We start from the raw sequence: 6823 nt of genomic DNA on the forward strand, positions 1-6823 counted from the left end.
AAATTTAAAATATTTGGAAAAAGACCATGAAATATGACCTGAACAAAAAAGTTGTTTTAATTACAGGAGCCGCTGGAGGAATTGGTGCAGCAACAGCCCGTGAATTTTATGCATTAGGTGCAAACTTGGTACTCACCGATATGCAACAGGAAGCTGTAGATAAGCTTGCATCTGAATTTGAGGCGTCTCGTGTTTTACCATTAGCGCTAGACGTTACTGATGCAGTAGCCACAAAAGATGTAGTCCAGAAAACAATAAAACACTTTGGACACCTTGATATAGCTTTCGCCAATGCAGGTATCTCATGGCGTGATGGTGCTTCGACAATTGCTAGCTGTGATGAAGCTGAGTTCGATAAGATTGTTGAAGTTGATTTACTGGGTGTCTGGCGCACAGTCCGTGCTGCCTTACCAGAGGTGACCCGTAACAAAGGACAAATCCTCATAACCTCTTCTGTTTATTGCTTCGTCAATGGAATGGCAAACGCTCCATATGCCGCTTCAAAAGCGGCAGTAGAAATGCTCGGACGCTGTCTCCGTACAGAGATTGCATATACTGGCGCAACCGCTAGTGTTGTCTATCCGGGCTGGACAGCAACACCAATCGCTAAGGTCGCCTTTGGGGGTAACGCAACTGTAACGAAGATGATTGAAGCAGCATTTCCGGCATGGTTACGCAAACCTATTTCTCCGGAATATATGGCGCAAGCAATTGTAAAAGGTGTACAGCGCCGTCAGCCACGCATTTTTGCTCCAGTGCGCTGGGTTCCGTTCTCGATATTACGCGGACTGTTTAATGCAGGTAGTGATGCAATAGTTGTACGCCATAAGAAATTGCAGAGATTACTTCAACAACTTGAAAATGAATCTAAACCTGTCCAGAAATAATCCATTTCCTTAAAACTCATTTATAAAAATGTCTGGAAATCTGATATGTCTAAGTACAAATTAAAAGATAAAGTTGTGGTCATCACGGGCTCAACAGGTGGACTAGGACTTGCGATTGCTCAAGCATTACAAGCCAAAGGCGCAAAACTCGCATTATTAGACTTAGACCTTAACAAAGTTGAAAGTCAGGCAAAACAGCTAGGTGGGCAAAGCATTGCCGCAGGTTGGGTAGCCGATGTACGCTCTTTGGAAAGCCTAGAAACGGCTATGGCAAATGCAGCTCAACACTTCGGTAAAATTGATGTGGTGATTGCAAATGCTGGCATAGCTACAACCGAAGCACTAGAACATATGGCACCAGAAACTTTTGAAAGAACGATTGATATTAACCTTACTGGAGTATTTCGTACTTTTCGCGCAGCTATACCGTATGTAAAACAAACTCAGGGATACTTACTGGCTGTATCTTCAATGGCAGCTTTCGTCCACTCCCCATTAAACACTCACTATACTTCGAGTAAAGCAGGCGTCTGGGCTTTATGTGATAGCCTTCGTCTAGAATTAAAATATTTAAATGTAGGCGTTGGCAGCCTTCATCCAACTTTCTTTAAAACACCATTAATGGACAATATTCAAAATGACCCAGCAGGTAAAGCTGTGTGGAAAGGTAACTCGGGTATTTGGAAATATATAACTATTGATGAAGTTGTCTCGGGTGTAGTTGAAAGCATAGAACGGCGTAAAGATATGACCGTTATACCTAAAATCAATACTCCGATTGCTAAAGCACCAGCATTGTTTAGAAATGTGATTGAGTTTCTAGGTTTCAACCGTAAACAGCTTAAACAGACCATGCTATTGGCAGAGAAAAGTCACAATTAATTTTAAGTATTTTCGGACACGGATGTTGTTGGGATATCCGTGTTTATTTAATTAAGTAATTTATATATTGATTTCCAATTTCAATAGTTAGAGAATCACTCGCAATCATAAATAACTACAATAGAGTTTTATATGCTTTCTAAGCAGAAAAAGAATATAGCCCTTTCCTACATTCTTCCTTTAATTTCAGTTATTGGCTTCTATGCCTTTTTTCGTGTATCTATTCTTCCTTATATTTATACCAAGCAAGCACAGCATCAACTTTTAAAAACAAACAATCAAACAACTGAGATTTATTGGAAAGAACCAGATCTCCTTGCCAATAAAAAGTATCCAGCAATTATCTTTTTACACGGCATTCAGAAGGATAAACAGGGTGCTAAAGCCTTTGTACGCTCAGGCTTGTTAAATGAATATAGTAAAAAGAACTTTTTTAGTTTAGCTGTATCTATGAGTGGATATGGTGAGTCATCTGGAAAATCAGATTTTTGTGGTAAAGCCTCACAAAATAATCTTATACAAGCTATTAATTTTGCTCGATCGCAACCTCATGTTGATCCAAACAAAGTTGCAGTCGTTGGAATTAGTTGTGGTGCATCTATAGCGAATGTTGTAGCTAACTCTGGAAAAATAAATGCTTTAATTCTGGTATCTGGGTTTTATGATTTTAAAGGTATGTATGCCGAATGGAATTCTAACACTAGAATCCTACCGTCAAACGTAATGAATGAAATAAATGAATATATTGCTACTGAAAAGAATATAGAAACGGCATCTGCTGCTAGATCATCATTACCAATTTCGTCTCAATATCCACCTACTCTTATATTGGTTGGCGGCAAAGACCCAATTATTGACCCAAAGCAAAGTATACAACTACATCAGTTACTTGATAGTAAAGGTATTCCAAATACCTTAGAACTTATACAAGATGCCAAACATCCAGTGCTTGCGAATGTGTGGAAAACTAAAAGTGATTCATTTTTAGAAAATACTTTGAATATAAAATTAAGTGAGAAATGAAATTTATTTTAAAGAAATATTACTAATAAAATAGAAAAGGCCAGCACTAGATTGTGTGGCCTTTTCTAAATGAACTAAATTAAATAGCTTCAGGTAGTAATGGGAATACTCGCTCACCACTGCTCCATCTTTTCTCAGCTGAACTATCTGTTAAAGCAATAAGTAAAGATTGACCTAATTCATGTGTATCAGCCCTCATCTTTCTCTGAGCAACTGAATACATGAATGATCTAAACAATAATTGGCCTTTTAAAAAAATCTCTGAAGATTCAGGGACTGATCCAAAAGGTTCTTTACAAATTTCTGCATCCAATGAATTATATTTACGACAAGTTGCTGGCCTAAAATTATAAATTGAACATTTACCATTATCTAAAAAAATACAAGGTAAAAAGTGCTGGTCAGCTTTTAAATTTTTAGCTTTATCAGAGTAATCCGTTAATTTGGAAATCAAAATATCCAATTCAGAAGATTTCATTTTACTTTTTAATTGTTTAGCAATATAAAAAATTTCTGGAGCAAAGGACTCAACTCTTAAATTACAACAATGGCTACAACCATTTTCGCATCCAAAACGAACTCCCTTTTTCTTGACTGAACTAATTAAAGTATCAGTCATTTTATGTACATCTGAACTTAAATTAATGACGAAAATTGGATTTCTGTTTTCTCTAAGTTTTTTCTTAAAATGCTTAGTAACAGATTCTTCATATTTTTTTAAGTCATTTTTTTCATATTCATTTAACATTTTAAAACTCAATTATTAAATCAAGATATATATAGGTATCATGAATATTTATTTCAAGAGTGTTTGAAATTATTTTTATATATTACACAATTCCATATTATATAAAATATTTTGAAACATGTTACCCTTGAAGTTATTAAATTAAATATAGAAAAGGAGCTTTCACTCCTTTTTACTTATGCCGCCTTTATTTCTGAAGCTATGCTGTTCTCAAAACATTTAATGGCTAATCGAGCCATAGAAGTGTATTCTTGGTTATTTGAAACTTCATTCTGAATTAAATTTCGATAAATAGCTTGTCTATCCTTATAGGTAGACCTGAATTATTTAACTCTTTTATTATAAATTTTTTATAATACCACTCAGACAAGCATTTTATAATAAATAGCTGTGCCGTCATAGTTCCCATTTGAACTTAATGCGAAATCTGGAATTACTCCCACACGGAAAAATCCAATTTTACTATATAAAAGTTCGGACACATCGCCTTCACGTGTATCTAAAACAAGTAATCGCAAGCCCTTTTCTCGTGCAAAATTTTCTAATTCATTCATTAGTAATGTTGCTATTCCTTGTTTTCTTGCTGTTGTTAGAACCATGAGTTTTTCAACTTCGGCTCTATGAACTCCGTTCTTTTTACTCACTAAGGACAATTGGACACTGCCTACAATTTTTCCTTGTTGAATGGCAATCCATAGACGGCTATTACCTTGTGTTAATTTATGGTTGACCTCACGCCAATAATTTAAGATTTCGTTCTTTTCTATAGGAGCTAAGAAACCTATTGAAGCTCCGTTATTTACGGAATCTTCTAACAGTAGAGATAAGCCTTCTTTATAATCGCCAATTTCTTTTATTTCTAAAATTTCAATATTTTTCATATTTCTTCTCAAAGTTATAAGGATGAATTGCAGATGCAACTTTTATCCTAAGAATCTTACCTTATGAAGAATAAGTTAATAAAAACCTCTCAATATCACTAATCATTCTTTCTACATCTTCTATTGTAAATTCATCATACTTACCATGAGCAGCATTATTCCTTATATCAGCTAAAGCTGTAATTCGTTTTTGTTCAAGGGTGTTGTAAACGCCAGCTTTTGCTAAATCATCATTTAAGCGGGTGAGCCTTTTCTTTTCCAAATCAATATTATTATTTAGACACAGTTCTTTTATTGCAGTTTCTAAAACTACACCTGCAATTACAGCGGCAGCATTTTTATATCCATTTTCAAGAAGTGATTTAGCCTGCTCAAGCTCACTATCAAAAACTTCTGCTTGAACAATCTGCTTGAAAGTTATTAAAAAACCATTTTTGAAATCATCATAAGTTGCTTTTATTACAGGTAACAAACGGTTTAAAACAACCGCATTTGTATCATAAAACTGGTATCTTTCAGCATTTAAAAAAGCTTCAAAATGAATTGAATTATTTCCACAAATCAATTTTAAAAGATGCTTAATTTTGATTTTCCATTCTACATATTGTGCGTCTCCATCTTTTCCCAAACTTTCATGTTCAATATTGTTATTACTTGCTGGAACTATATGCGTTAAGGAATGTAATTCAATACCATCATTTAAAAGTTGCTCTAAACGCTTTAATATTTTTGAATCCATAATTTCTCTACACTGATTTTTTTAGAATTTTTCATTAAAAAATAAATTTCTCTTACGACGACATCTTTCGTAATGAGGAAGCTATTTCGTTTAACGATTTTCTTACTTCTCTTTCAAAAGTTGATTCACTAATATCAACACCACTAAATGCATTTATATCTACTGTTACCACATTCTTAATTTTTCTTTTATAAGGATATAAGGCAATCTTACTATGGAATGTAATAGAAATCTTTAAAGGATGGTCTGGTAAGGATTTCTTTAATGTAGGGTATGTGCCTAAGCAATAAATTAACTTTTCATCAGGAAAAAGTATGGGAGTTCCGACTTGAAATGCACCTATCTCAATATCTGATGCATTTTTTAAAATAAAATCTGTACCTGAAAATTTTATATCTTGAGCGATCCCCTTACCAATATTATGAATAACTAATAAAATAATACCCTGTCTGCTCATATCAACTTTAGCATATACAACCACATCTCCTTTAGAATTATTAAAATAAACGATATAGGCAATAACAAAAGTCAATAACCCTATGATAAATGTAGCAATTGTCAATATTTGATTCATTTTTCCTCTTGTTTTTTAATTGTCATTTTAAAATCGTATCGCTTCATTTTATATCAAAAAATCAAAAATCCGCTCTACAACTTAAATCTTAATTACCGATATTCCCCCTCAAAAACACCTCAACCATTCTTTCATCAACCTCATCCGAGCTTAACCGCTGAATAATGGCGCCTTCGATCATATATAAAAATAATTTGGCATCGGTAAAAGAAGCATCGGGTTTAAGTACTCTAAGCTGACTATAGATTTCATTGATGAGCCATGTTCTATATCTTATGGCGGTTGTATATGCGTTTGGGTAGGTATTTTTGATTTCAAAAATGGCTTTAAATAATAGGTAATACAGCCCGTCTACATCGGTATGTAGAACATAGAGTTTCTTGAGTTTATCGATTGTGCTTGTGTCATGGTCGTATTCGACCATAGCAACCACTTTTTCTTGGAGTCGTTCTTTTTGCACCATTAGGCAGATTTCAATTAACCGTTCTTTAGAGTGAAAGTAGTTATAAAAAGTTGCTTTGGTAATTTCGGATTCTTTTACAAGTCTGTCGACGCCCACAATATGAAAACCGCGGCGGTGAAATAACTCAATTGATGTATTTACAACTTTTAATGCACGTGTTGGGAGAACTAAATTTGGCATATTTTTACCGTTATAAATTAAATTTTTGTTGTATATAAATGAGATATAAAAACTGCTGGCTTTTTTGGGAGAAAAAAGGCATAGCAAAGCCCTAAAGACTGTGCCCAGCACATCTCAAGTTTTAATTGTCTAAGTTTTAAGTAATAACGAGCTAAAGCCTGAAAAAGTCTTACGGCGATCAAGCTGCGTTAAATGTTTTAAGCTGTGTTGTTATAGCTTTTGGCAATGGGTGCCAAGAAATGATGGATGCGCAAAGCCAACTCCTTATTTATGGAGTTCTGCCAGTCCATAAGATTTATGGTGGCAGAACGAAAGAGGGTTAGCAGACTGGTACGACAACCAGCACACCCGAAGGTGTCCCTCTCCCGTCCTGAACTGCACCCCATAAGTTAGACTTTTTAAACTTATGAGGTGTGCCCTATGCCAATTCCGAAGCATTCAAAAGA

Annotated in this window: 8 protein-coding genes; 3 read left to right on the forward strand and 5 right to left on the reverse strand. The window is 34.7% G+C overall.

Features of this window, described 5'->3' with window-relative positions; genetic code table 11:
* Positions 1-26: 26 nt before the first annotated feature.
* The 3 genes from KNQ97_RS18680 to KNQ97_RS18690 all read left to right on the forward strand — a co-directional run bounded on the left by KNQ97_RS18680 (position 27) and on the right by KNQ97_RS18690 (position 2792).
* Positions 27-887: an SDR family NAD(P)-dependent oxidoreductase gene (locus tag KNQ97_RS18680; RefSeq protein WP_253612601.1), complete on the forward strand. Its 861-nt coding sequence runs from the start codon at positions 27-29 to the stop codon at positions 885-887.
* Between the two features lie 45 nt (positions 888-932).
* Positions 933-1769 (forward strand): SDR family NAD(P)-dependent oxidoreductase, encoded by an 837-nt coding sequence (locus KNQ97_RS18685; protein ID WP_253612602.1) that lies wholly within the window; start codon positions 933-935, stop codon positions 1767-1769.
* Positions 1770-1901: 132 nt separating this feature from the next.
* Entirely contained in the window at positions 1902-2792 is an 891-nt protein-coding gene (locus tag KNQ97_RS18690; RefSeq protein ID WP_253612603.1) for a S9 family peptidase, read from the forward strand.
* Between the two features lie 79 nt (positions 2793-2871).
* Here the strand turns inward: KNQ97_RS18690 and KNQ97_RS18695 are convergent, their stop codons facing one another.
* From KNQ97_RS18695 to KNQ97_RS18715, 5 genes are all read right to left on the reverse strand, one after another.
* The gene (locus KNQ97_RS18695) at positions 2872-3540 is read right to left on the reverse strand and encodes a YkgJ family cysteine cluster protein (RefSeq protein ID WP_032031312.1); all 669 of its coding nucleotides are present in this window, start codon (positions 3538-3540) and stop codon (positions 2872-2874) included.
* Positions 3541-3902: 362 nt separating this feature from the next.
* Positions 3903-4421 (reverse strand): GNAT family N-acetyltransferase, encoded by a 519-nt coding sequence (locus tag KNQ97_RS18700; RefSeq protein ID WP_253612604.1) that lies wholly within the window; start codon positions 4419-4421, stop codon positions 3903-3905.
* Between the two features lie 61 nt (positions 4422-4482).
* Entirely contained in the window at positions 4483-5160 is a 678-nt protein-coding gene (locus KNQ97_RS18705; protein WP_253612605.1) for a HEPN domain-containing protein, read from the reverse strand.
* A 52-nt stretch (positions 5161-5212) separates the two neighbouring features.
* Entirely contained in the window at positions 5213-5734 is a 522-nt protein-coding gene (locus KNQ97_RS18710) for a hypothetical protein (protein ID WP_032031318.1), read from the reverse strand.
* 88 nt (positions 5735-5822) lie between these two features.
* Positions 5823-6377, reverse strand: a complete 555-nt coding sequence (locus KNQ97_RS18715) for a TetR/AcrR family transcriptional regulator (protein ID WP_253612606.1) — start codon at positions 6375-6377, stop codon at positions 5823-5825.
* Between the last annotated feature and the right edge of the window lie 446 nt (positions 6378-6823).

The sequence above is a fragment of the Acinetobacter sp. UC24323 genome (genome assembly GCF_024151445.1).
Taxonomy (GTDB): Bacteria; Pseudomonadota; Gammaproteobacteria; order Pseudomonadales; family Moraxellaceae; genus Acinetobacter; species Acinetobacter baumannii.